Here is a 20232-nt window from a genome sequence, read left to right on the forward strand (position 1 = left end):
ACCCGACGTACCTCACCTCCACGCCGGGTGCCCCCTCGGCCTGCCCGCACGGTGGCGAACCCCGCGGTCAAAGCCGCCCGGCAGGGTGTGGCACAATGGCTAGCTGTACTCGACAGCCGCACAGGACCCCTCTCTCCTCCGGCTGACGCGTCCATCGGGCACTCGGGTACCGCAACCCCACGCGGCTTCTCTCGCCGTGCCCAACCACGTCAAAACCAGGAGAACCCACTCCCGTGGCAGTCAAGATCAAGCTGAAGCGTCTGGGCAAGATCCGTTCGCCTCACTACCGCATCGTCGTCGCCGACTCCCGTACCCGTCGTGACGGTCGTGCGATCGAGGAGATCGGCAAGTACCACCCGACGTACAACCCGTCGGTGATCGAGGTCGACGCCGAGCGTGTGGCGTACTGGCTCGGTGTCGGCGCCCAGCCGACCGAGCCCGTGATGGCCATCCTCAAGAAGACCGGCGACTGGCAGAAGTTCAAGGGCGAGCCCGCCCCGGCTCCGCTGCTGACGGCGCCCGAGAAGGCCGCGCGCCCGTCGTTCGAGGCTCTCGGCGGTGACGACGAGGGTAAGGGTGAGGCGATCACCCAGAAGAAGAAGGCTGAGAAGAAGGACGAGGCCGCCGCCGAGTCCGCTTCGACCGAGGCCTGAGCATGCTCGAGGAGGCTCTCGAGCACCTCGTGAAGGGCATCGTCGACAACCCTGACGATGTGCAGGTCGCCTCGCGCAACCTGCGCCGCGGGCGGGTGCTCGAGGTCCGGGTCCACCCGGACGACCTCGGCAAGGTGATCGGCCGCAACGGCCGCACCGCTCGCGCCCTGCGTACCGTCGTGGGCGCCATCGGCGGTCGCGGTGTCCGCGTCGACCTCGTCGACGTGGACCACGTCCGCTGACGCTGCAATGCAACCGGCTCGGGCCGGGGACGGCCTGCGGGCCGTCCCCGGCCCGCAGTCGTATGACAGGAGACTGGACACGTGCAGTTGGTAGTCGCACGGATCGGCCGCGCCCATGGCATCAAGGGCGAGGTCACCGTCGAGGTGCGGACGGACGAGCCTGAGCTCAGGCTCGCCCCCGGCGCCGTACTCGCCACCGATCCCGCCACCGCGGGACCGCTCACCATCGAGACGGGCCGCGTCCACAGCGGCCGTCTCCTGCTGCGCTTCGAGGGCGTCAGCGACCGCACCGGCGCCGAAGCCCTGCGCAACACCCTCCTGATCGCCGAGATCGACCCGGAGGAACTGCCCGAGGGCGAGGACGAGTACTACGACCACCAGCTCATCGACCTCGACGTGGTCACCGCGGACGGCACGGAGGTCGGGCGGATCACGGAGATCTCGCACCTGCCCACCCAGGACCTGTTCATCGTTGAGCGCCCCGACGGCAGCGAGGTGCTGATCCCCTTCGTCGAGGAGATCGTCGCCGAGATCGACCTGGCGGAGCAGAAGGCCGTCATCACCCCGCCGCCGGGCCTGATCGACGACCGCGCGGAGATCGCGTCCAGCCGCGAAGAGACCGCCCGCGGGGAAGAGACCGCCGGCGGGGAAGAGACCGCCCGCGGGGAAGAGCCGTAATGCGCCTCGACGTCGTCACGATCTTCCCCGAGTACCTGGAACCGCTCAACGTCTCCCTCGTCGGCAAGGCACGCGCGCGTGGACAGCTGAACGTGCACGTCCACGACCTGCGCTCCTGGACCCATGACCGCCACAACACCGTCGACGACACGCCCTACGGCGGCGGTCCCGGCATGGTCATGAAGACCGAGCCCTGGGGCGAGGCGCTGGACTCCGTCCTGGCCGACGGCTACGAGACCGGCTCCCACGCGCCCGCCCTCATCGTGCCCACGCCCAGCGGCCGCCCCTTCACCCAGGAGCTCGCCGTCCACCTCTCCGAGCGGCCCTGGCTGATCTTCACGCCGGCCCGCTACGAGGGCATCGACCGGCGCGTCGTCGAGGAGTACGCGACGCGGATGCCGGTGTACGAGGTGTCCATCGGCGACTACGTCCTGGCCGGCGGCGAGGCGGCCGTCCTCGTCGTCACGGAGGCCGTGGCGCGGCTGCTGCCCGGCGTCCTGGGCAACGCCGAGTCCCACCGGGACGACTCCTTCGCGCCCGGCGCCATGGCGAGCCTGCTGGAGGGGCCCGTCTACACCAAGCCGCCCGAGTGGCGCGGCCGGGACATCCCCGACGTGCTGCTCAGCGGCCACCACGGGAAGATCGCCCGCTGGCGGCGGGACGAGGCCCTGAAGCGCACGACGGCCCACCGGCCCGACCTCATCGAGCGGTGCGACCCCAAGGCCTTCGACAAGAAGGACCGCGAGATGCTGTCCATCCTGGGCTGGGCACCGGACCCCGAGGGGGAGCCGTACGGCCGATTTTGGCGCAGGACCGAGAGCGTGGAAGAATAGCGAGCTGTTGTGCGTCCGTCCGGCGCGCGCCCCTGCCACAGGGGGAGACGACGCCCGCCCCGACCCGCACACCCCTGATCCAGAACACCTAGTTTCCGTTGATGACCTGTGGCATCAGCGAGGAAAGCAGACGAAATGTCTCACCTGCTCGACACCGTCGACTCCGCGTCGCTGCGCAGCGACGTCCCCGCCTTCCGCCCGGGCGACACGGTCAACGTGCACGTCCGCGTCATCGAGGGCAACCGCTCCCGTGTGCAGCAGTTCAAGGGTGTGGTGATCCGCCGCCAGGGTGCCGGCGTCCGCGAGACCTTCACGGTCCGCAAGGTCTCCTTCTCCGTCGGCGTCGAGCGCACCTTCCCGGTGCACACCCCGATCGTGGAGAAGATCGAGCTCGTCACCAAGGGTGACGTCCGTCGCGCCAAGCTGTACTACCTGCGCGAGCTGCGCGGCAAGGCCGCGAAGATCAAGGAGAAGCGCGAGAACTGAGCGCTCTGAGGGGTTCACAGCGGAGCCGGATAGCATCTGGCTCCGATGGACACCGAAGCTCAGCCGACGGAGCGCGACCGCTCCTCCCGCCCTTCCGACTCCGAGGACACCTCGGATCCCGGAGGGCCGGAGGACCGGTCGCGTTTCGCGTTGTCGCGTGTCACCGAGTGGCTCCCGGGCGGCCGGATCACTCTGACGCTGCTGGCCTGCCTGCTCTTCCTGCTGCTGCTCAGCACGTTCGTGCTGCGGCCGTTCCAGATCCCCAGCGGATCCATGGAACAGGGATTGAGGATCGGGGACCGGGTTCTCGTAAATAAGTTGGCATACCGTTTCGGAGCCGAGCCGCAGCGGGGAGACATCGTCGTGTTCGACGGGACCGGGTACTTCGGGCACGCGGACTACATCAAACGCGTTGTCGGCGTGGGGGGAGACCACGTCGTCTGCTGCGACAAGGAGGGGAGGATCCAGGTGAACGGCCGGCCGGTCGACGAGTCGGGCTTCCTGTACCCCGGCGACAGCCCCTCCACCGTTCCCTTCGACGTCGCCGTGCCCGCCGGCACCCTGTTCCTCCTCGGCGATCACCGCGGCGACTCCAGCGACTCCCGTGACCACCTCGGCTCGCCCGGCGGCGGCATGGTCCCGGTCGGCGAGGTGATCGGCCGCGCCGACTGGATCGTCTGGCCCTTCGGCCACGCCACCCGGCTGCACCGCCCCGGCGCCTACGCGCGCGTGCCCGCTGCCGCCGCCGGAAGGGCGGGCGCCCATGGGTAACCGCGGCAAGCCGCGCGGCGCCCCCGCCAGCCCCGCCGACAACCTGCTGCCCACCGGCGCCCGGCGCGCCGCCGGCCCGTCCGGCGGCCGTACGCGCGCCGAGCGGCGCAAGCTCCAGAAGAAGGTCAAGCGACGCCGCAGGCGCGGTGCCGTGAAGGAGATCCCTCTCCTCGTCGGCGTCGCCGTCCTGATAGCTCTCGTGCTGAAGACGTTCCTCGTCCAGGCCTTCGTCATCCCGTCCGGCTCCATGGAGCAGACGATCCAGATCGGCGACCGCGTCCTGGTCGACAAGCTCACCCCGTGGTTCGGCTCCAAGCCGCAGCGCGGGGACGTCGTCGTCTTCAAGGACCCCGGCGGCTGGCTGCAGGACGAGCAGACCACCCTTCCGAAGGACGACCCCATCGTCGTCAAGCAGGTCAAGGAAGGGCTCACCTTCATCGGCCTGCTGCCGTCCGACAACGAGAAGGACCTGATCAAGCGGGTCGTCGGTGTCGGCGGAGACCGCGTCAAGTGCTGCGACACCCAGGGGCGCGTGACCGTCAACGGCATCCCGTTGAACGAGGACTACCTGTACCCCGGCGCCGCCCCGTCCGACACGCCGTTCGACATCACCGTCCCTCAGGGCCGGCTGTGGGTCATGGGCGACCACCGGAACAACTCCGCGGACTCCCGCGCCCACCAGGACACCGACTACGGCGGCACGGTCTCCGAGGAAGGGGTCGTCGGCCGGGCCATGGTTATCGCCTGGCCGTTCGGGCATTGGACCAGTCTGGAGGAACCGAACACATATGCTTCCGTGTCCGACTCGGCCACCGGGTCGACCGCTGCCGCCGAACTGTCGCATAGGGTTGCATCCGACGATTCGAACGGAACGATCCAGCTCCCGACCCCTGCGGAACTCCCGCTCGTTATGGGAGTGGTGGGCCTGCGTCGTGTGTGGGGCAGGCGGCGGCACAGAGTGAGGAGTTGGCGTGGGGGATGTGGCGGTCGGCGCACGGTCCGGACACGACGGCGAGGAGCACCGCGGACGCCCCGCGCAATCCGCCGTCCCGGCCGCGGACAGCGCCGTGACCTCCGGGAATGACTCCGGAGCAGCCGAAGGCGACAGGGTGACAGACGAGTACGGCACAGCCGAGGGCGAAGGGCCGGGAGGCACGGCCAGGACACCGAAGAAGCAACGCTCCTTCTGGAAGGAGCTGCCCATCCTGATCGGCATCGCGCTGGTGCTCGCGCTGCTGATCAAGACGTTCCTGGTGCAGGCGTTCTCCATCCCCTCCGACTCGATGCAGAACACCCTCCAGCAGGGCGACCGCGTCCTGGTCGACAAGCTGACCCCCTGGTTCGGCTCCGAGCCCGAGCGCGGCGAGGTCGTCGTCTTCCACGACCCGGACAACTGGCTGGCGGGCGAGCCGACGACGGATCCGAACGCACTGCAGACGTTCCTCAGCTGGATCGGCCTCATGCCGTCCGCGGAGGAGAAGGACCTCATCAAGCGGGTCGTCGGCGTCGGCGGCGACACGGTCGAGTGCAAGGGCACCGGCCCGCTGAAGGTCAACGGCAAGGCGCTGGACGAGCGGTCGTACGTCTACGCGGGCAACACGCCGTGCAGCGTCGACGACCAGGGCGGTCAATTCAAGGTAAAGGTTCCCAAGGGCTACATCTGGGTCATGGGCGACCACCGGCAGAACTCCCGGGACTCCCGCTACAACCAGTCGGACGAGCACCACGGCATGGTCCCGGTGAAGGACGTCGTCGGCCGGGCCGTCGTCATCGCCTGGCCGATCAACCGCTGGGACAACCTGCCGGTGCCGGACACCTTCGACCAGACCGGTCTGAACGCCCAGCCGGCCACGGCCGGTCCGGCGGTCGCGCCGCAGGGTCTGGCGCTGCTGGGTGTGGTGCCGGTGGTGCTGTGGCGCCGCAGGAAGCAGTGATCCCGACGGTGGGCTGACCCCGGTCGGTACCCCCGGGTAGGGTGCGGACCCATGGGTGGCGAGAGCATGACGCACACGGCCCCGCGCGGCGGTGCCACAGGCCCGGGCCCGGTGGGCAGCCGGACCGGACAGCGGTTGTCCGGGCTGGCCGTCGCACTGGGCCTTGTGCTGTTCCTCGGGGGTTTCGCCTGGGGGGCGGTGGTCTACCGGCCGTACACGGTGCCCACCAGTTCGATGACGCCGACGATCGACGCGGGCGACCGGATCCTGGCGCAGCGCGTCGACGGCGGCGAGGTGCGCCGCGGTGACGTCGTCGTCTTCAAGGACGCCACCTGGGCCAACGCCCCGATGGTCAAGCGCGTGGTCGCCGTCGGCGGCGACACGGTCGCCTGCTGCCAGGACGGCAAGCTCAAGGTCAACGGCAAGGAGATCGACGAGACGTACCTGCCCAAGGGCACACCGGCCGAGATGAGCAACTTCCCGACCGTGACCGTCCCCAAGGGCCGTCTCTTCCTGCTCGGTGACGAGCGGGGCAACTCGGTGGACTCCACCGCCCATCTGACCGACGCCGCCAGCGGCACGGTGGCCCGCTCCGCCGTGGACGCCCGCGTCGACTCCGTCGTCTGGCCCATGAAGGGCATGCTGGAGCGCCCCACCGGCTTCGAGGCGCTCGGCACCCTGTCCTCGCCAGGACCGCTGCGGACGATCATCGCCCTGGTGATCGCCGGCGCCGTGCTCGTCCTGGGCGGGGGCGCCTACGGTCCCGTCGCCAAGCGCACGGGCGCGTCCCGGGCCCGGCGGGCGAGCGCGGAGACCGCCGGTGTCCGCTGAGGCCGTGGGGGCGGGCCAGGACGGCTCCGGGGGCGGGCTGCGCAAGGTCGCCCGGGTCGTGCTGCTCGACCCGCAGGACCGCATCCTGCTGCTGCACGGGCACGAGCCGGATGATCCGGCCGACGACTGGTGGTTCACCCCCGGCGGCGGTGTGGAGGGCGAGGAGACCCGTGAGGAGGCCGCTCTGCGGGAACTCGCGGAGGAGACGGGCATCACCGAGGTCGAGCTGGGCCCGGTGCTGTGGCGGCGGATCTGCTCCTTCCCGTTCGCGGGCCGCCGCTGGGACCAGGACGAGTGGTACTACCTGGCTCGGACGGACCGTACGGTGGTCGAAGCCGCGGGGCTGACCGAACTGGAACGGCGCAGTGTCGCGGGAGCGCGCTGGTGGACGTGTCCGGAACTTTCCCGGGCACATGAGACGGTGTATCCGACCAGACTCGCCGGGCTGCTGCGCACGCTGCTCGACGAAGGTCCCCCGGCCAGGCCCGTGATCCTTGACGCGGAAATCGTCTAGGGGCGCACGGGACTGGCGCACAATGGTGGGATCGCACGGCTGAAGGGGAACATGCCATGAGCGCCGAGGACCTCGAGAAGTACGAGACCGAGATGGAGCTGAAGCTCTACCGGGAGTACCGCGATGTCGTCGGTCTGTTCAAATACGTGATCGAGACCGAGCGGCGCTTCTACCTGACCAACGACTACGAGATGCAGGTGCACTCGGTCCAGGGTGAGGTGTTCTTCGAGGTGTCCATGGCGGACGCCTGGGTGTGGGACATGTACCGGCCGGCGCGGTTCGTGAAGCAGGTCCGCGTCCTCACGTTCAAGGACGTGAACATCGAGGAGCTGAACAAGAGCGACCTCGAACTGCCGAGTGGGTGAGATGCGATCAGGAGGGTGACGTTCACCCGGAAGGGTGACGGAGTTTTCCACAGCCGCTGAGCTGTCCACCAAGATCCACTTCGTGGGGACGGGTGCGTGATCGTTGGCGCCGGAGGTGGTGCCGACATGAACGCACGCAGTGCGATGGGCAGGTACGGAGAGACGCTGGCGGCCCGGCGGCTGGCAGAGAGCGGACTGACGGTCCTGGAGCGCAACTGGCGCTCGGGCCGCGCCGGCGAGATCGACATCGTGGCCAGGGACGGGGACGTCCTGGTCGTCTGCGAGGTGAAGACCCGCAGGGAGGGTCCCTTCCAGCATCCGATGGCCGCCGTGACCCCGTATAAGGCCAAGCGGCTGCGGGATCTCGCCGAGCGGTGGATCCAGACGCACGGGGGCGCGCCGCCCGGCGGAGTCCGCATCGACGTGGTCGGGGTGCTCCTGCCGGCCCGCGGCGCGGCCGTGGTCGAGCATGTGCGGGGGGTGGCCTGATGGCATTCGCCCGTACGTGTTCGGTGGCGCTGGTGGGCGTCGAGGGCGTGGTCGTCGAGGTCCAGGCCGACCTGGAGCCGGGCGTCGCGGCGTTCACGCTGGTGGGACTGCCCGACAAGAGTCTGACGGAGAGCCGGGACCGGGTGCGGGCCGCGGTCGTCAACTCGGGCGCGGCCTGGCCCCAGAAGAAGCTCACGGTCGGCCTGAGCCCCGCCTCCGTCCCCAAGTCCGGCAGCGGCTTCGACCTGGCCGTCGCGGCAGCCGTTCTGGGCGCGGCGGAGCGCATCGACCCCCGGGTCCTCGCCGACATCGTGATGATCGGCGAGCTGGGGCTGGACGGGCGGGTGCGGCCGGTGCGGGGTGTCCTGCCGGCGGTGCTGGCGGCGGCTGATGCGGGCTACGAGCAGGTGGTGGTGCCCGAGTGCGCCGCCGCCGAGGCGTCCCTCGTGCCCGGGATCTCCGTCCTGGGCGTGCGGAGCCTGCGCCAGCTGATCGCCATCCTGGCCGACGAACCCGTGCCCGACGAGGATCCCGACGAGCAGGGCCGCCCGGATCCGCTCCTCGCCGGCCTGCGCATGCCGGGCACGGGCGCCGCCACGGGCATGCACAGCGTCGGCGCGGCCCAGCACGAACCCGGCCACGACCTGGCGGACGTCGTCGGGCAGACCTCGGCGCGCACGGCGGTGGAGGTGGCCGCCGCGGGCGGACACCACCTGTTCCTGGAAGGGCCTCCCGGTGCCGGCAAGACGATGCTCGCGGAGCGGCTGCCCGCCATCCTGCCCCGGCTCGGCCGGCAGGAGTCACTGGAGGTCACCGCGGTCCACTCCGTGGCGGGCCTGCTGCCCCCGGGCAAGCCCCTGATCGACGTCGCCCCCTACTGCGCCCCGCACCACTCGGCCACCATGCAGGCGCTCGTCGGCGGCGGCCCGGGCATCGCGCGGCCCGGCGCGGTGTCGCTGTCCCACCGCGGAGTCCTCTTCCTGGACGAGACGCCCGAGTTCAGCGGCCAGGCCCTGGACGCCCTGCGCCAGCCGCTGGAGGCGGGGCATGTCGTCATCGCGCGCAGCGCGGGAGTGGTGCGCTTCCCGGCGAAGTTCCTGATGGTGCTCGCGGCCAACCCCTGTCCGTGCGGCCGGTTCTCGCAGCGGGACGACCTGTGCGAGTGCCCGCCCTCGGCGATCCGCCGCTATCAGGCCAGGCTCTCCGGCCCGCTGCTCGACCGGGTCGACCTGCGCGTGGAGGTCGACCGCGTCACCCGCACCGAGCTGACCTCCTCCGGCGCCCGGGGCGAGTCCACCGCGTCGGTCGCCGACCGGGTCCGGGCAGCGCGGGAGCGAGCCCTGGAGCGCCTCGCCGGCACTCCGTGGCGCACGAACAGCGAGGTACCCGGCCGCGAGCTGCGCAGCCGCTGGTACGCCATGTCCGGGGCGATGGACGAGGCCGAGCGGAACCTGGAGCGCGGCGTCCTGACCGCCCGCGGCCTCGACCGCGTCCTGCGCGTGGCCTGGACCGTCGCCGATCTCGTCGGCCACGACCGGCCCGACGCGACGGACGTCGCCCTCGCGCTCCAGTTGCGCACCGGTGTCCCGAGGGGCGTCCCCATGGCCATCGGAGCGCTGACGTGAGCGTCGCCGGTGAACCGGACGACGAGCTGCTCGCCCGGGTCTTTCTCACCCGCGTCATCGAGCCCGGTGACGAGATCGCCGGGCGGTGGGTGCGGGAGTCCGGGGTGCGGGAGGTCGCCCGGCGGCTGGCGGAGGGCGGACGGCCGCCGGCCGGGGTGAGCGGGAAGCGGTGGGAGGGGCTGCTGTCCCGGGCCGAGGTGGCCCGGCCGCGCGCGGACCTCGCCGTCGCCCGGGAGGCCGGAGTGCGGTTCGTCGCCCCCGGGGACGCGGAGTGGCCGGGGCAGCTCGACGATCTCGGGGATGCCCGGCCGCTCGGGCTGTGGGTGCGGGGGCGGGCCAGTCTGCGGATGTGGGCGCTGAGGTCGGTGGCCGTCGTCGGCGCCCGCGCCTGCACCGAGTACGGGGCGCACATGGCGGCCACCCTCGCCGCCGGCCTCGCCGAGCAGGGCTGGGTCGTGGTGTCCGGCGGAGCCTACGGAGTCGACGGGGCCGCCCACCGCGGCGCCCTCGGCGCGGGCGGCGCCACCGTCGCCGTCCTCGCCTGCGGCGTCGACCGCCCCTACCCGCGCGGACACACCCGGCTGATCAGCAGAATCGCCGAACAGGGCCTGGTCATCGGCGAGTTGCCGCCCGGCGATCACCCGACACCCAGCCGGTTCATCCTGCGCAACCGGGTGATCGCGGCACTCACCCGCGGCACCGTGGTCGTCGAGGCCGCCCACCGCAGCGGCTCCCTGGTCACCGCACGGGCGGCACAGCGCCTCGGCCGGTACACCATGGGCGTACCGGGCCCGGCCACCAGCGGACTGTCCGCGGGGGTGCACGAGCTGCTGCGCGGCGAGGCGGCCCTGGTCACCGACGCCGCGGACGTCGTCGAACTGGTCGGCGACATCGGACAGCTGGCCCCCGACCGGCACGGACCCGTCCTGCCCCGGGACCTGCTGGCACCGGCCACCCGGCAGGTGCTCGCCGCGCTGCCGGGCGGCCGCGCGGCCCGGCCGGACGAGATCGCGCGCCGCGCACAGACCGCACAGGACGACGCGATCGCGAGACTGTACGAACTGCGGGCACTCGGTTACGTCGAACGACACGGCGACGGCTGGAAGTTGACACGCCAGGCGGTGATGTCGGTCCGCGGCGGTCCGGGGCCATGACGGCCGCGCCTGTTCGGCCGTCCGGGGGAACCCCGACATCCCTTGGAAATTCCCCCAGTTGGGGTCCTCCGGGGATCACACGGAGCGAGCTCGCCGACCCGGTCGGATGCCCTGAGGAACGTATCTGCGCCCTTCTTGACCTCCGCCCTTCGCGCACCGCGACACCACAGTCACGCTACGCTCACGAGGATCACGACACGGACAGGCAACTCGACATCAGACAGACAGCCCACCCCAGCAGCACCACTCCGCAGCAGAACGGCACAAGGCGACGAATGCCCCAGCACACCTCCGGGTCCGACCGGGCGGCGATCCCCCCAGCCGCCCGTGACGGTGGCAGCGTGCGACCGCCCGCTCCCTCGACGCTCGACGAGCTGTGGCGGTCGTACAAGGCGACGGGGGACGAGCGGCTGCGGGAGCAGCTGATCCTGCACTACTCGCCGCTCGTGAAATACGTCGCCGGCCGGGTCAGCGTCGGCCTGCCGTCCAACGTCGAACAGGCGGACTTCGTCTCGTCCGGGGTGTTCGGGCTGATCGACGCGATCGAGAAGTTCGACATCGACCGCGAGATCAAGTTCGAGACGTACGCGATCACCCGGATCCGGGGCGCGATGATCGACGAGCTGCGGGCCCTGGACTGGATCCCCCGGTCGGTACGGCAGAAGGCACGCAACGTGGAGCGCGCGTACGCCACGCTGGAGGCGCGGCTGCGGCGCACGCCGACCGAGGGCGAGGTCGCCGCCGAGATGGGCATCGCGGTCGAGGAACTCCACGCGGTGTTCAGCCAGTTGTCGCTGGCCAACGTGGTGGCCCTGGAGGAGCTGCTGCACGGCGGGGCCGAGGGCGGCGACGGCCTGAGCGTCATGGACACGCTGGAGGACACCGCCGCCGACAACCCGGTCGAGGTCGCCGAGGACCGGGAGCTCCGCAGGTTCCTCGCGCGGGCGATCAACACGCTGCCCGAGCGGGAGAAGACCGTGGTCACGCTCTACTACTACGAGGGGCTCACTCTGGCCGAGATCGGGAACGTGCTGGGTGTGACCGAGAGCCGGGTCAGCCAGATCCACACCAAGTCGGTGCTCCAGCTGAGGGCGAAACTGGCGAGCTTCGGACGCTGACCCGGCCGGACGGCGACGGGTCGGCGGGAGCCACTCCCGCCGGGCGCGGCGCGTCCGTACAGTGGTTGACGTGCCAAGGATTCGAGCGGCCTCCGTGGCCGAGCACCGGTCGATGCAGCGAGCCGCCCTGCTGGACGCGGCTCGCGCCTTGTTGTCCGAGGGTGGTACGGAGGCGCTGACCTTCCCGGCCCTCGCCGAGCGGACGGGTCTCGCGCGGTCGTCCGTCTACGAGTACTTCCGGTCGCGGGCGGCCGTGGTCGAGGAGCTGTGCGAGGTCGACTTCCCCGTCTGGGCGGCGGACGTGTCGGCGGCGATGGAGCGGGCGGGGACGGCCGAGGCCAAGGTCGAGGCGTATGTGCGGCAGCAGCTGGAGCTGGTGGGGGACCGGCGGCACCGGGCCGTGGTGGCGATCTCGGCGAGTGAGCTGGACGCCGGGGCCCGGGAGAAGATCCGGGCGGCGCACGGCGGACTGGTCGCGATGATCGTCGAGGCGCTGGACGAGATGGGGCATGAGCAGCCTCGGCTGGCGGCGATGCTGGTGCAGGGGGTTGTGGACGCGGCGGTGCGGCGGATCGAGCTGGGGGCCGCGGAGGAGCCGGGGGAGATTGCCGATGCCGCGGTGAGTATGGCCCTGCGGGGTGTGCGGGGCTGAGCGGCGTCGCTGCGCCCACCCGTGCCGCCCTGGGGGGTACCTCCCAGGCCCTTAAGGCACTGGGGGAGGCACGAATGCCCGCAGCTCAGTCAATAGACCGGCAGGAGTCTCGACGGGCCCCTGTGCAGGAGCCATGGGGGCAGGAGCGACAGGGGGTTCAAGTAGGTGTCACCTCTGCGCAGGCCCCAGTGCACGCACGGAGTCGCGCAGTGGGAGCCCGTCGCGTCCACCGTGCCGATCACCTCGCCCGGTTCGACCTCCTCGTCCTCCTCCACCGTCGCGGTCACCGGCTCGTAGGTCGTGCGCAGGGGTGGGTCGCCCGTTCCCGGGAGTTCCAGCGAGATCACTCCCTTTCCGGCCACCCGGCCCGCGAAGGACACCCGGCCCGCCGCCACCGCCCGTACCGGCGTCCCCGGGGGTGCCGCCAGGTCCACGCCTCGATGGCCGGGGCCGTAGGCCGACGCCGGGGGTTCCCAGCCGCGCGCGACCCGGGGGCGTAACCCCACGGGCCACGCGCGCCCCACCGCCGGGACGATGGCGTCCGGGACGGGCGGGGCGGCACCGGCCGCGAACAGGGGCGGCGGCGGGGCCAGCAGGGCCGTCACCGTCACGACCGTCAGCAGGATCAGCCGCGTCCACACGCGCACACATCGCTTCACTCGCATGCCGACAGGGTTCCGGACCGCCGCCCGTCACCGACCGCGGCTGTGGACCGCCGCCCGGTTGTGGACAACGGCGTCACCCGGTGCCCCGCGGGTCCCGTACACTTCTGGTGGCGATCCGGGTCACCGGGTCGACTTCGCACGCCCCGATACGCACCCCGGAAACGGGCCGTATCAGCGCCCCTCGGTCCCTCGTGGCACGGCGCGCAGCGGGCGTCAGGCGCGGAGGCCATCCGGCATCCGCGGCACAACCGAGAAGCACAAGGAGATACGGCCATGGCCGTCGTCACGATGCGGGAGCTGCTGGAGAGCGGCGTCCACTTCGGTCACCAGACCCGTCGTTGGAACCCGAAGATGAAGCGCTTCATCTTCACGGAGCGCAACGGCATCTACATCATCGACCTGCTCCAGTCGCTGTCGTACATCGACCGCGCCTACGAGTTCGTCAAGGAGACCGTCGCCCACGGCGGCACGGTCATGTTCGTCGGCACGAAGAAGCAGGCGCAGGAGGCCATCGCCGAGCAGGCCACCCGCGTCGGCATGCCCTACGTCAACCAGCGCTGGCTGGGCGGCATGCTCACCAACTTCTCGACCGTCTACAAGCGTCTGCAGCGCCTCAAGGAGCTCGAGCAGATCGACTTCGAGGACGTCGCCGCGTCCGGTCTGACCAAGAAGGAGCTTCTCGTGCTCTCGCGCGAGAAGGCCAAGCTGGAGAAGACCCTCGGCGGTATCCGCGAGATGCAGAAGGTGCCCAGCGCCGTCTGGATCGTGGACACCAAGAAGGAGCACATCGCCGTTGGTGAGGCCCGGAAGCTGAACATCCCGGTCGTCGCGATCCTCGACACCAACTGCGACCCCGACGAGGTCGACTACAAGATCCCGGGCAACGACGACGCGATCCGCTCCGTCACCCTGCTCACCCGCGTCATCGCCGACGCCGTCGCCGAGGGCCTCATCGCCCGCAGCGGTGTCGCCACCGAGGGCAAGGGCGAGAAGGCCGCGGGCGAGCCGCTGGCCGAGTGGGAGCGCGACCTGCTCGAGGGCGAGAAGAAGGCCGACGAGGCTGCCCCCGCCGCTGAGGCCGCTCCGGCCGCCGAGGCCCCCGCCGCCGAGGCCGCCCCCGCCGCCGAGGCCGAGGCCGAGAAGCCGGCCGAGGGCGAGAAGGCCGCCGAGGCCGAGCAGGCCTGACCCGTCAGTCCGAGGTGACGGCGGGAGCGCTGACATGAAGTCCGCTCCCGCCGTTCACCCGTAGGTCAGCGGAAGGACAGCGTCCCCCGGCTCCATGGGGCCCATCCGCAGATCTTCGATCTTCCAGACTTCGAGAGAGATTCACAGACTCATGGCGAACTACACCGCCGCCGACGTCAAGAAGCTCCGTGAGCTCACGGGCGCCGGCATGATGGACTGCAAGAAGGCGCTGGACGAGGCCGAGGGCAACGTCGAGAAGGCCGTCGAGGCGCTCCGCATCAAGGGCCAGAAGGGCGTCGCCAAGCGCGAGGGCCGTTCCGCCGAGAACGGTGCCGTCGTCTCGATCATCGCCGACGACAACTCCTCCGGTGTCATCGTCGAGCTGAAGTGCGAGACGGACTTCGTCGCCAAGGGCGAGAAGTTCCAGGCCGTGGCCACGGCCATCGCCGAGCACGTCGCCAAGACCTCCCCGGCCGACCTGGAGGCCCTGCTCGCCTCCGAGATCGAGGCCGGCAAGACCGTCCAGGCGTTCGTGGACGAGGCCAACGCCAACCTGGGCGAGAAGATCGTCCTGGACCGCTTCGCACAGTTCGCCGACGGCTACGTGACGGCGTACATGCACCGCACGATGCCCGACCTGCCCCCGCAGATCGGTGTCCTCGTCGAGCTGGACAAGCCGAACGCGGAGATCGCCAAGGGCGTCGCCCAGCACATCGCCGCCTTCGCGCCGAAGTACCTCTCCAAGGACGACGTCCCGGCCGAGGTCGTCGAGTCCGAGCGCCGCGTCGCCGAGGAGACCACCCGCGCCGAGGGCAAGCCCGAGGCCGCCCTGCCGAAGATCGTCGAGGGTCGCCTCAACGGCTTCTTCAAGGACGCCACCCTGCTCGGCCAGCCCTACGCGCTCGACAACAAGAAGTCCGTCCAGAAGGTCCTGGACGAGGCCGGTGTCACCCTGAAGCGCTTCTCGCGCATCAAGGTCGGCATCTGAGTCCGTACCGCGATCGACGCCCGACCCCGATAGGGTCGGCAGCAGTCGTCCCGGTACGCCGTCACAGGGGTGGCGGACGACAGCAGATCTGACGAGGAGGCCATTGCCGTATGGGATGCGAAACACGCCCCACCGGCAATGGCCTTCTTCGTATGTGCGACATGTGAAAGAGGCGGGATCCCCCATGACCACCAAGGCCCAGAAGAGCGACGACGGCAAAGTGCGCGGCCGGTTTCTGCTGAAGCTGTCCGGAGAGGCCTTCTCCGGCGGTGGGGGCCTGGGCGTCGACCCCGACGTGGTGCACAAGATCGCCCGCGAGATCGCGGCCGTCGTACGTGACGGTGCGCAGATCGCGGTCGTCATCGGCGGCGGCAACTTCTTCCGCGGCGCCGAGCTCCAGCAGCGCGGCATGGACCGGGCCCGCTCCGACTACATGGGCATGCTCGGCACGGTCATGAACTGCCTGGCCCTCCAGGACTTCCTGGAGAAGGTGGGGGTGGACTGCCGGGTGCAGACCGCCATCACCATGGGCCAGGTCGCCGAGCCGTACATCCCGCTGCGCGCCGTGCGGCACCTGGAGAAGGGCCGTGTGGTCATCTTCGGTGCCGGTATGGGCATGCCGTACTTCTCCACCGACACCACCGCCGCCCAGCGCGCCCTGGAGATCGACGCGGAGGCGCTGCTGATGGGCAAGAACGGCGTGGACGGGGTCTACGACTCCGACCCGAAGACCAACCCGGACGCGGTGAAGTTCGACCACCTCGGCTACGGCGAGGTCATCACGCGCGATCTGAAGGTCGCCGACGCCACGGCCGTGACGCTGTGCCGCGACAACAAGCTCCCGATCGTGGTCTTCGAGCTGCTGGCGGAGGGCAACATCGGGCGCGCCGTCAAGGGTGAGAAGATCGGCACGCTGGTGGGGGACCCCGGCAGCCGGGACTGAGACCCGAGAACAACCCCGTCCGGGGGACGGACGGGACGGAGCCGGGCCGGGGGATGGACAATGTTCCGCCGGTCGGGAACCGTGCAGGAAGAAGACGCGACGCAGCCGGCCGCCGCCCCACATGGAACCGCAGCCGGGCCTACTCAAGACACGCAGGAGCAAGTGGTGATCGAAGAGACCCTCCTCGAGGCCGAGGAGAAGATGGAGAAGGCCGTCGTGGTCGCCAAGGAGGACTTCGCCGCGATCCGCACCGGCCGTGCGCACCCGGCGATGTTCAACAAGATCGTGGCCGACTACTACGGTGCGCCGACCCCGATCAACCAGCTGGCCTCGTTCTCGGTGCCCGAGCCGCGCATGGCCGTCGTGACCCCGTTCGACAAGAGCGCGCTGCGCAACATCGAGCAGGCCATCCGCGACTCCGACCTGGGCGTCAACCCGAGCAACGACGGCAACATCATCCGGGTGGTGTTCCCCGAGCTGACCGAGGAGCGCCGCCGCGAGTACATCAAGGTCGCCAAGAGCAAGGGTGAGGACGCCAAGGTCTCCATCCGCTCCGTGCGCCGCAAGGCCAAGGACGCCATCGACAAGCTGATCAAGGACGGCGAGGTCGGCGAGGACGAGGGCCGCCGTGCGGAGAAGGAGCTCGACGACACGACGTCGAAGTACGTCGCGCAGGTGGACGAGCTCCTGAAGCACAAGGAAGCGGAGCTGCTCGAGGTCTGATGAACGACTCTTCCTGGGGGGCGCCGCCACAGGCCGGGTACTGGGGGCCCACCGACCAAGGGCATGGCCATGGGCAGGACCCCGTCCCTGGCCATGGGCACGCCCACAGCCCTGGCCACGGGTACGTCCGGGGAGCCGCTCCGGCGGGTCCCGCATACGATGCGCATGACGCGCCTCAGACTCGCCCCATGCCCATCGTGCCCGACGTAGCCGATTACGGCGGAAACCAGGATGACGACCGGGGGGCTGCTCCGCTGAGCGGCTCTCCGGTCCGGAACGAGACGAATCCGGAGCCCATGCCCCACGCCGCAGAGCCGGCACCCAAGCCGCAGAAGAAGAGCGCGGGTCGCGACCTGAGTGCTGCGATAGGGGTCGGCGTCGGGCTCGGCGCGGTGATCGTCGCGTCGCTGTTCGTCGTCAAGGCCGTGTTCGTCGGCGTGATCGCGGTCGCCGTCGTGGTGGGCCTGTGGGAGCTGACCAGGCGGCTTGAGGAACGCAAGGGCATCCGGGCGCCCCTCGTGCCGCTCGCGCTCGGCGGTGCCGCGATGGTCGTCGCCGGGTACGTCCGGGGCGCCGAGGGCGCGTGGGTCGCCATGGCGCTCACGGCACTGGCCGTACTGGTGTGGCGCATGACGGAACCACCCGAGAACTACCTCAGGGACGTCACGGCGGGCGTCTTCGCGGTGTTCTACGTGCCGTTCCTGGCGACGTTCGTCGCGCTGATGCTGACGGCGGACGACGGGGCGCAGCGGGTGCTCACGTTCCTGCTGCTCACGGTCGTCAGTGACACCGGTGCCTACGCGGTCGGCTGGCGCTTCGGCCGGCACAAGCTCGCCCCGCGCATCAGCCCCGGCAAGACCCGCGAGGGCCTGCTCGGCGCGGTCTCCTTCGCCATGGTCGTGGGCGCGCTGTGCATGCAGTTCCTCATCGACGACGGTGCCTGGTGGCAGGGCCTGGTGCTCGGCCTCGCGGTCGCCGTCAGCGCCACGCTGGGCGACCTCGGCGAGTCCATGATCAAGCGGGACCTCGGCATCAAGGACATGGGCACGCTGCTGCCGGGGCACGGCGGCATCATGGACCGGCTGGACTCGCTGCTGCCCACGGCTCCGGTGGTGTGGCTGTTGCTCGTGCTCTTCGTCGGGTCCGGCTGAGCGAGAGAGCTTTCGCGGTTATCGCCGCTTTGTGTCTTCCGCTGTTTGTGGTGGCGAGCTCCCGTCCGATGGTCGGCGGGGGCTCGCTGTCGTGGTGCGGGGGTGCCTGCGACGTCACCAAGTGGGACGATTCAGGTGTACGTCGCAAAGGGGAACAACATGTCCAGCATTCGACAGACCATCGATGTCGACCGGCGTCCCGAGGACGTCTACGACTACCTCATGGACACCCCGCGGCTGCCGGAGTGGCAGCTGAGCGCCGTGTCCGCGGAACGACTCGACGAGGGGCCGGTCGGTGTCGGCTCCCGGATGCGGGTCACCCGGCACGTCGGCCGCCGGGTCATGCCGATGACCATGGAGGTCACGGAGTTCGACCCGCCGCACAGCTGGGGCATGCGAGGTGTCGACGGCCCGGTCCGGGCACGGGTGCACGGCGAGGTCGAGCCGTTCGACGAGGGGCAGCGCTCCCACGTGACGATCGAGGTCGACTTCGAGGGCCACGGTGTCGGCAAGGTCCTCGTCCCGCTCGTCGTACGCCCCCAGGTACGCAAGGAACTGCCCCGCAACGAGCAGCTCCTGAAGGACCGGCTGGAGCACACGGGAGAGTAGGGCGTCCGGGTCAGAGGTGGCGGCGACCGAGCCCGACTGCTCGCTGAGGCAGAAGCACAAGTCGCCGCCCAGGCCGATCACACGCCGCAGCACTACCGCATCCCGGTAGCGGTCCGGCAGCCGACCGCCGTACCGCACCCGGATGGATCCGCCGGAGGTGGATCTGCCAAGGTCCACCGGGCCCAGCACCCAGGCCGGCCGTTCGCGACCTCTGCCCAACCCCCACCATGTGCCTTCCCGAGCCAGGGCCGGAAGGCTACCGCCCGACGACCGGAGTCGATCTGCGACACTGGGTGGGTTATGCCGAAGCCCGGAGAACTCACTTTCGTCGCCCCGCGCGGAGCCAAGAAGCCGCCGCGGCATCTCGCCGACCTGACTCCTGCCGAGCGCAAGGAGGCCGTTGCCGCCGTCGGGGAGAAGCCGTTTCGTGCCAAGCAGCTCTCGCAGCACTACTTCGCGCGGTACGCGCACGATCCGGAGCAGTGGACCGATATTCCGGCCGGCTCCCGCGGCCGGCTCCGGGAGGCGCTGCTTCCCGAGTTGATGTCCGTCGTGCGGCATCTGTCGACCGACCAGGGCACCACGCGCAAGACGCTGTGGCGGCTGTTCGACGGGACGCTCGTCGAGTCCGTGCTGATGCGCTACCCGGACCGGGTGACCATGTGCATCAGCTCGCAGGCCGGGTGCGGGATGAACTGCCCGTTCTGTGCGACCGGGCAGGCGGGGCTCGACCGGAACCTGTCCACCGCCGAGATCGTGCATCAGATCGTCGACGGTATGCGGGCGCTCAGGGACGGCGAGGTGCCGGGCGGGCCCGCGCGGCTCAGCAACATCGTGTTCATGGGCATGGGCGAGCCGCTCGCCAACTACAACCGCGTCCTCGGCGCCATCCGGCGGCTCACCGACCCCGAGCCCGACGGGCTGGGGCTTTCGCAGCGCGGGATCACCGTCTCGACGGTCGGTCTCGTCCCGGCCATCCACCGGCTCGCCGACGAGGGCCTCAAGTGCCGGCTCGCGATCTCACTGCACGCCCCCGACGACGAGCTGCGCGACACCCTCGTCCCCGTGAACACGCGGTGGAAGGTCAGGGAGGTGCTGGACGCCGGCTTCGAGTACAGCGCCAAGTCCGGGCGCCGGCTGTCCATCGAGTACGCGCTGATCCGGGACATCAACGACCAGGCCTGGCGCGGTGACCGGCTCGGGCGCATGCTCAAGGGCAGGCCCGTGCACGTGAACCTGATCCCGCTCAACCCGACGCCCGGGTCGAAGTGGACGGCTTCCCGGCCGGAGGACGAGAAGGCGTTCGTGGAGGCGATCGCGGCGCATGGTGTGCCGGTGACGATCCGGGACACCCGTGGTCAGGAGATCGACGGGGCGTGTGGTCAGCTCGCGGCCACCGAACGGTAGTCTGACCGGCGTAAGCACCACCGTATTTTCCGACACCTTCATATTCCGACAGGGGAGCGCCACAGCGCTGAGAGTGCGGCACCGGCCGCAGACCCTCCGAACCTGGCCCAGGTCATTCTGGGTAGGGAGATCGGTCATCACTCGAGCTGTTGCGCCCTGCCCGGGACTCCCAGAGATCCCGGGCAGGGCCGCGTCTTCTCCTGGTCCTCCAGGAGG

The 20232-nt window shown here is 70.4% G+C and carries 24 protein-coding genes and 1 riboswitch; of the genes, 23 read left to right on the forward strand and 1 reads right to left on the reverse strand.

Annotated elements, in window-relative coordinates; genetic code table 11:
- Positions 1–233: 233 nt before the first annotated feature.
- From rpsP to ACFZDA_RS33610, 16 genes are all read left to right on the forward strand, one after another.
- On the forward strand, positions 234–653 hold the full coding sequence (gene rpsP, locus ACFZDA_RS33535; RefSeq protein ID WP_391088938.1) for a 30S ribosomal protein S16: 420 nt from the start codon (positions 234–236) through the stop codon (positions 651–653).
- 2 nt (positions 654–655) lie between these two features.
- On the forward strand, positions 656–895 hold the full coding sequence (locus ACFZDA_RS33540) for an RNA-binding protein (protein WP_003973401.1): 240 nt from the start codon (positions 656–658) through the stop codon (positions 893–895).
- Positions 896–976: 81 nt separating this feature from the next.
- Complete coding sequence (gene rimM / locus ACFZDA_RS33545) at positions 977–1573, forward strand: ribosome maturation factor RimM (protein ID WP_391088940.1); 597 nt, start codon at positions 977–979, stop codon at positions 1571–1573.
- The gene (gene trmD, locus ACFZDA_RS33550) at positions 1573–2406 is read left to right on the forward strand and encodes a tRNA (guanosine(37)-N1)-methyltransferase TrmD (RefSeq protein WP_391088941.1); all 834 of its coding nucleotides are present in this window, start codon (positions 1573–1575) and stop codon (positions 2404–2406) included. The genes rimM and trmD overlap by 1 nt, the downstream gene beginning before the upstream one ends.
- Positions 2407–2541: 135 nt before the next feature.
- Positions 2542–2892 carry a 50S ribosomal protein L19 gene (gene rplS, locus ACFZDA_RS33555; RefSeq protein ID WP_010044485.1) on the forward strand — a complete coding sequence of 117 codons (351 nt, stop codon included), beginning with the start codon at positions 2542–2544 and terminating at the stop codon, positions 2890–2892.
- 45 nt (positions 2893–2937) lie between these two features.
- On the forward strand, positions 2938–3663 hold the full coding sequence (gene lepB, locus ACFZDA_RS33560) for a signal peptidase I (RefSeq protein ID WP_391088943.1): 726 nt from the start codon (positions 2938–2940) through the stop codon (positions 3661–3663).
- Positions 3656–4747, forward strand: a complete 1092-nt coding sequence (lepB, locus tag ACFZDA_RS33565) for a signal peptidase I (protein ID WP_391088944.1) — start codon at positions 3656–3658, stop codon at positions 4745–4747. The genes lepB (ACFZDA_RS33560) and lepB (ACFZDA_RS33565) overlap by 8 nt, the downstream gene beginning before the upstream one ends.
- Positions 4635–5597 carry a signal peptidase I gene (gene lepB, locus ACFZDA_RS33570; RefSeq protein WP_391088946.1) on the forward strand — a complete coding sequence of 321 codons (963 nt, stop codon included), beginning with the start codon at positions 4635–4637 and terminating at the stop codon, positions 5595–5597. Before lepB (ACFZDA_RS33565) ends, lepB (ACFZDA_RS33570) begins: the two co-directional genes overlap by 113 nt.
- 51 nt (positions 5598–5648) lie before the next feature.
- Positions 5649–6428 (forward strand): signal peptidase I, encoded by a 780-nt coding sequence (gene lepB, locus ACFZDA_RS33575; protein ID WP_391088947.1) that lies wholly within the window; start codon positions 5649–5651, stop codon positions 6426–6428.
- Positions 6418–6942, forward strand: a complete 525-nt coding sequence (locus tag ACFZDA_RS33580) for an NUDIX domain-containing protein (RefSeq protein WP_391088949.1) — start codon at positions 6418–6420, stop codon at positions 6940–6942. The genes lepB (ACFZDA_RS33575) and ACFZDA_RS33580 overlap by 11 nt, the downstream gene beginning before the upstream one ends.
- Positions 6943–6998: 56 nt before the next feature.
- Complete coding sequence (locus tag ACFZDA_RS33585; protein ID WP_003993268.1) at positions 6999–7307, forward strand: DUF2469 domain-containing protein; 309 nt, start codon at positions 6999–7001, stop codon at positions 7305–7307.
- A gap of 96 nt (positions 7308–7403) precedes the next feature.
- The gene (locus tag ACFZDA_RS33590; protein WP_391088951.1) at positions 7404–7796 is read left to right on the forward strand and encodes a YraN family protein; all 393 of its coding nucleotides are present in this window, start codon (positions 7404–7406) and stop codon (positions 7794–7796) included.
- Entirely contained in the window at positions 7796–9421 is a 1626-nt protein-coding gene (locus ACFZDA_RS33595) for an ATP-binding protein (RefSeq protein ID WP_391088953.1), read from the forward strand. Before ACFZDA_RS33590 ends, ACFZDA_RS33595 begins: the two co-directional genes overlap by 1 nt.
- Positions 9418–10575, forward strand: coding sequence for a DNA-processing protein DprA (dprA, locus tag ACFZDA_RS33600; RefSeq protein ID WP_391088955.1), 1158 nt, complete (start codon positions 9418–9420; stop codon positions 10573–10575). The genes ACFZDA_RS33595 and dprA overlap by 4 nt, the downstream gene beginning before the upstream one ends.
- A 275-nt stretch (positions 10576–10850) precedes the next feature.
- Positions 10851–11693: an RNA polymerase sigma factor WhiG gene (gene whiG / locus ACFZDA_RS33605; protein WP_086560062.1), complete on the forward strand. Its 843-nt coding sequence runs from the start codon at positions 10851–10853 to the stop codon at positions 11691–11693.
- A 94-nt stretch (positions 11694–11787) separates the two neighbouring features.
- A complete protein-coding gene (locus ACFZDA_RS33610) occupies positions 11788–12345 on the forward strand; it encodes a TetR family transcriptional regulator (protein ID WP_391089093.1) in 558 nt (185 codons plus the stop codon).
- 89 nt (positions 12346–12434) lie between these two features.
- Here the strand turns inward: ACFZDA_RS33610 and ACFZDA_RS33615 are convergent, their stop codons facing one another.
- Positions 12435–13010, reverse strand: coding sequence for a peptidoglycan DD-metalloendopeptidase family protein (locus ACFZDA_RS33615; RefSeq protein WP_391088956.1), 576 nt, complete (start codon positions 13008–13010; stop codon positions 12435–12437).
- Between the two features lie 273 nt (positions 13011–13283).
- On the opposite strand from ACFZDA_RS33615, the gene rpsB reads away from it, so the two are divergent.
- The 7 genes from rpsB to rlmN all read left to right on the forward strand — a co-directional run bounded on the left by rpsB (position 13284) and on the right by rlmN (position 20016).
- A complete protein-coding gene (gene rpsB / locus ACFZDA_RS33620; protein WP_391088958.1) occupies positions 13284–14195 on the forward strand; it encodes a 30S ribosomal protein S2 in 912 nt (303 codons plus the stop codon).
- Between the two features lie 151 nt (positions 14196–14346).
- Positions 14347–15183: a translation elongation factor Ts gene (tsf, locus tag ACFZDA_RS33625; protein WP_086560066.1), complete on the forward strand. Its 837-nt coding sequence runs from the start codon at positions 14347–14349 to the stop codon at positions 15181–15183.
- Positions 15184–15367: 184 nt separating this feature from the next.
- Positions 15368–16126, forward strand: a complete 759-nt coding sequence (pyrH, locus tag ACFZDA_RS33630; protein ID WP_010044452.1) for a UMP kinase — start codon at positions 15368–15370, stop codon at positions 16124–16126.
- Between the two features lie 165 nt (positions 16127–16291).
- Positions 16292–16849, forward strand: coding sequence for a ribosome recycling factor (gene frr / locus ACFZDA_RS33635; RefSeq protein ID WP_086560067.1), 558 nt, complete (start codon positions 16292–16294; stop codon positions 16847–16849).
- Positions 16849–18000 carry a phosphatidate cytidylyltransferase gene (locus tag ACFZDA_RS33640; protein WP_391088960.1) on the forward strand — a complete coding sequence of 384 codons (1152 nt, stop codon included), beginning with the start codon at positions 16849–16851 and terminating at the stop codon, positions 17998–18000. Before frr ends, ACFZDA_RS33640 begins: the two co-directional genes overlap by 1 nt.
- A gap of 159 nt (positions 18001–18159) precedes the next feature.
- The gene (locus ACFZDA_RS33645; protein WP_391088961.1) at positions 18160–18609 is read left to right on the forward strand and encodes an SRPBCC family protein; all 450 of its coding nucleotides are present in this window, start codon (positions 18160–18162) and stop codon (positions 18607–18609) included.
- A gap of 300 nt (positions 18610–18909) precedes the next feature.
- Complete coding sequence (rlmN, locus tag ACFZDA_RS33650; protein ID WP_391088963.1) at positions 18910–20016, forward strand: 23S rRNA (adenine(2503)-C(2))-methyltransferase RlmN; 1107 nt, start codon at positions 18910–18912, stop codon at positions 20014–20016.
- A gap of 40 nt (positions 20017–20056) precedes the next feature.
- Positions 20057–20162, forward strand: a riboswitch (TPP riboswitch).
- The last annotated feature ends 70 nt before the right edge of the window (positions 20163–20232 follow it).

Source organism: Streptomyces sp. NPDC007991 (assembly GCF_042958445.1).
Classification (GTDB): Bacteria; Actinomycetota; Actinomycetes; order Streptomycetales; family Streptomycetaceae; genus Streptomyces.

Bases quoted from the DNA above. Each gene is read 5' to 3' on its own strand.
- ACFZDA_RS33540 (WP_003973401.1), top strand. From the start codon at position 656: ATGCTCGAGGAGGCTCTCGAGCACCTCGTGAAGGGCATCGTCGACAAC.
- trmD (WP_391088941.1), top strand. From the start codon at position 1,573: ATGCGCCTCGACGTCGTCACGATCTTCCCCGAGTACCTGGAACCGCTC.
- rplS (WP_010044485.1), top strand. From the start codon at position 2,542: ATGTCTCACCTGCTCGACACCGTCGACTCCGCGTCGCTGCGCAGCGAC.
- lepB (WP_391088943.1), top strand. From the start codon at position 2,938: ATGGACACCGAAGCTCAGCCGACGGAGCGCGACCGCTCCTCCCGCCCT.
- lepB (WP_391088944.1), top strand. From the start codon at position 3,656: ATGGGTAACCGCGGCAAGCCGCGCGGCGCCCCCGCCAGCCCCGCCGAC.
- lepB (WP_391088947.1), top strand. From the start codon at position 5,649: ATGGGTGGCGAGAGCATGACGCACACGGCCCCGCGCGGCGGTGCCACA.
- ACFZDA_RS33585 (WP_003993268.1), top strand. From the start codon at position 6,999: ATGAGCGCCGAGGACCTCGAGAAGTACGAGACCGAGATGGAGCTGAAG.
- ACFZDA_RS33595 (WP_391088953.1), top strand. From the start codon at position 7,796: ATGGCATTCGCCCGTACGTGTTCGGTGGCGCTGGTGGGCGTCGAGGGC.
- whiG (WP_086560062.1), top strand. From the start codon at position 10,851: ATGCCCCAGCACACCTCCGGGTCCGACCGGGCGGCGATCCCCCCAGCC.
- ACFZDA_RS33615 (WP_391088956.1), bottom strand. From the start codon at position 13,010: ATGCGAGTGAAGCGATGTGTGCGCGTGTGGACGCGGCTGATCCTGCTG.
- rpsB (WP_391088958.1), top strand. From the start codon at position 13,284: ATGGCCGTCGTCACGATGCGGGAGCTGCTGGAGAGCGGCGTCCACTTC.
- tsf (WP_086560066.1), top strand. From the start codon at position 14,347: ATGGCGAACTACACCGCCGCCGACGTCAAGAAGCTCCGTGAGCTCACG.
- pyrH (WP_010044452.1), top strand. From the start codon at position 15,368: ATGACCACCAAGGCCCAGAAGAGCGACGACGGCAAAGTGCGCGGCCGG.
- ACFZDA_RS33640 (WP_391088960.1), top strand. From the start codon at position 16,849: ATGAACGACTCTTCCTGGGGGGCGCCGCCACAGGCCGGGTACTGGGGG.
- ACFZDA_RS33645 (WP_391088961.1), top strand. From the start codon at position 18,160: ATGTCCAGCATTCGACAGACCATCGATGTCGACCGGCGTCCCGAGGAC.
- rlmN (WP_391088963.1), top strand. From the start codon at position 18,910: ATGCCGAAGCCCGGAGAACTCACTTTCGTCGCCCCGCGCGGAGCCAAG.